This is a genomic window from Flavobacterium sp. (assembly GCF_036741995.1).
Taxonomy (GTDB): domain Bacteria; phylum Bacteroidota; class Bacteroidia; order Flavobacteriales; family Flavobacteriaceae; genus Flavobacterium.
On record NZ_DAINRG010000096.1, the window covers coordinates 1 to 2,954 of the forward strand.

Below are 2,954 nucleotides of genomic sequence, written 5' to 3' on the forward strand. Positions count from 1 at the left end.
ATAAAATAGTATGGCATTAATTGCCTAACATTTTTCTTTTTTGCTGTTCAAATTCTTCCGGAGTGATTACGCCGGCATCTACCAGTTCTTTTAGCTTTTTCAATTCATCAGCCAGGCTGACGCTAGCATTTGAAGAGCTACCATGAGTAGGAGTTGATTCATTTTGCACAGCAGCTTTGGCGGCTAATTTTCCTTTTTCGATACCTTCTTTAATTTGTTTTACTTCGGCTTTGGTAAATCCGTTGGCTGCCATCATCGTGCCACCGGCAAAAATGGTAATGGATGAAAAACCTATCAACGGAGTATCAATTTCTACTGAAGCAATGTGATTGAAATCAAATTGTTTGGTCTCACCACTGAATAGTCCGGGAATTTTTATGGTAATGCCTGTGGGTTCCAAATAAATTTCGGCAGGAAATATTTTATTGCCAGAGGAAAGACGTGATGCAGTAAATTTCATGATGTTGTAATTTGTTTTTTATGGCCTCAAAGATACTAATAAAGCTACGGAATGGCAATACTTAGTTAGGGGCAACTCAGTAACTTTTTTGGGTTTGCGATACCCATTTTGGGGCGTCATTTATATTTTGACGTAAGAGTAAATTCAACTGACCCACATGATGTTGCACGTGACGCATATTGTACAGTATAATTTCAAGACGATTGTAATTCCGATAGTCGTTTACAAATCTTTTAGCCGCATTTTCATCGGTTAGATTAGTAATGAGATCGAAACATTTTCTACGCCCAAATTCCAGATAATTTAATAATTCATCTTTCGTATAAATCCGGTCAGGATAAGCTCCGTCGGGATCCATTTCGGACAACGTAAATGGTTTTGGCGGCATAAAGGTTGCCGGTTCTTCTGATAGATAATAATCTAAATAAAAAAGCGTGTGATATACGGAATACCAATAGTTGTGTTCCGTAACCCAAAAGGTTTCCGGACAAAAGGTGATGGCGTTTTCAAGCATGTCAATGGTAGCGCCAAATTGTTTCCACAATAATTCTTTTACAGCTGCAGTCATGGTTCAATGGATTTGATGAGAAAGTGAAACATTCAATTATCAATATCACGAAGATATAAAAACAACCAAAGCAGTAAGTGGTTCATATTGGAATTATGCAACAATCTGTCATTATTCTGTAAAGCAGTAGCAGTGTTGTATTTCTAATTTTACATTTAAAAATAAGGCTATGAAAAAAATTCAAACTATTTTCTATTTAGACGATGATATTGATGATTTAGATTATTTTAAAGAAATAGCTGAAGGTCTTGGTCACACCGTTTTAACCTTTATGAACGGAAGGGATATGCTGGTTGAACTTAGCATGCAAATTACAAAACCAGATATCATATTTTTAGACATTCACATGCCGATTTTGAATGGGGAAGAAATCTTAAACATCATCAAGACAACCGATGACTGGAAGCACATTCCGGTTGTAATGGTATCGGGGGCCTATCCTAAAAAATTAGCTAAAAATTTTATGGATGTAGGTGTTAATTACCTCATGAAAAAACACCATATCAATGATTATCGTGCCGAATTAGAGCGGGTACTCACTATGGATTTGCAGAGTACTCAAGCCAGCAATAATACCATTTGATTGTATTAACATTTTACGGTCTTCTTCTTTTTGCCAACAACACCTTTGTCAGTTACTTTTTGGATATAGGTTATAGCATCAGGAACTTTACACGCAGTTCCGTTCATATCTACTGTCACGATCCCAACTTTTGTGGCAGTTGCTACTGCGTTATTGGTTAGCGGAGCCACATAAGTACCTACAGCAATGATAAAACCATTCATGTTTTGTCGTTCCCGGTTCTTGGCGGTATGGATATTTTTTTCAATACGGAGCAGTAAACTTTTTAGTAATGCTAAATCCAGTTCGCTGTCCGGTTTGAGAGCTACCAAATTGCTTAAGGTATTCCAACCTGCAGCGACTATATGCTCTTCTTTGGCTTCAATCCATTCCAAGGCTAATTCAAAACCATAACGACTGCCAGCCGTAACCCACGGCACAGTATAGCCACTGATATTAGTAGACTTGGCTTGTTCTACCCAAGTTTGGAGATTTTCTTTGGTCATTTTTTCATCATCGGTGATTAATCCGGCGAGATACATGGCATCGGCATTACCGGTGGCATATAACCCTAGCGCTAAAGCGTAGTCTTTTTTGATTTTCTTCTCAATAACTTTTAAGTATTCGACTTTGACCCCAAAAAAAGGTTCTTTTACACCGTGTTTCAGCAATATTTTTTTGATGCTTTCACTGCCTTTGGCTTCCAGTTCGGTCATGATTTCAGTTACAGTCATAGTGATGCTTTTATTTTTGGAAACTAAAGGTAACAAAGAATTTTGAAAGTAGTAAAAGTTAGTTTTGTTTTTATTTTTGATGATAAATAGGGTAGCCGTGTAATTAATTGTTTAGGATAAATAGTTTATCTTTATGCTTCATAAAAGCCTGTCAAATGAATAACTTAAACGATTTACACTACATAGCTCAAAGCTTTCCGAACACGGCTAAAATGCCTGTTTTTTTCTTTGGTCATGGGAGTCCCATGAATGCCATTGAGGAAAATGAATTTGTGCAAGGCTTCAGAAATAGTGTGAAAGACCTTCAAAAACCAACCGCTATACTTTGCATTTCTGCACATTGGTACACCAAAGGTACCAAAGTAACCGCTATGGAAGTGCCGCCTACGATTCATGATTTTGGTGGCTTTCCCAAAGAACTTTTTGCGGTACAATATCCGGCTAAAGGGAGTCCGGTACTGGCAAAAGAAACACAACAACTCTTGCAGCCTACAGTAGTAGAACTTGACGAACACTGGGGCTTAGACCACGGTACCTGGTCGGTAGTGAAACATTTGTATCCGTTAGCTGATGTGCCTGTTATTCAGCTTAGTATTGATTATTCTAAACCGGCGGAATTTCACTATCGTT

At 37.7% G+C, this 2,954-nt stretch carries 5 protein-coding genes; 2 read left to right on the plus strand and 3 right to left on the minus strand.

Annotated elements, in window-relative coordinates:
* Window positions 1-16: 16 nt before the first annotated feature.
* Both V7D82_RS13570 and V7D82_RS13575 read right to left on the minus strand, forming a co-directional pair.
* The gene (locus V7D82_RS13570) at window positions 17-460 is read right to left on the minus strand and encodes an SHOCT domain-containing protein (RefSeq protein WP_333601490.1); all 444 of its coding nucleotides are present in this window, start codon (window positions 458-460) and stop codon (window positions 17-19) included.
* A gap of 76 nt (window positions 461-536) precedes the next feature.
* Complete coding sequence (locus tag V7D82_RS13575) at window positions 537-1,028, minus strand: DinB family protein (RefSeq protein WP_333601491.1); 492 nt, start codon at window positions 1,026-1,028, stop codon at window positions 537-539.
* Window positions 1,029-1,197: 169 nt separating this feature from the next.
* Here V7D82_RS13575 and V7D82_RS13580 point away from each other — a divergent pair, with 169 nt between their 5' ends.
* Entirely contained in the window at window positions 1,198-1,611 is a 414-nt protein-coding gene (locus tag V7D82_RS13580; RefSeq protein WP_333601492.1) for a response regulator, read from the plus strand.
* A 5-nt stretch (window positions 1,612-1,616) separates the two neighbouring features.
* Here the strand turns inward: V7D82_RS13580 and V7D82_RS13585 are convergent, their stop codons facing one another.
* Window positions 1,617-2,324 carry a DNA alkylation repair protein gene (locus tag V7D82_RS13585; RefSeq protein ID WP_333601493.1) on the minus strand — a complete coding sequence of 236 codons (708 nt, stop codon included), beginning with the start codon at window positions 2,322-2,324 and terminating at the stop codon, window positions 1,617-1,619.
* 155 nt (window positions 2,325-2,479) lie between these two features.
* Between V7D82_RS13585 and V7D82_RS13590 the strand changes: the two genes are divergently transcribed.
* On the plus strand, window positions 2,480-2,954 hold a 475-nt coding region (locus V7D82_RS13590; protein ID WP_333601494.1), incomplete at its 3' end, for a dioxygenase family protein.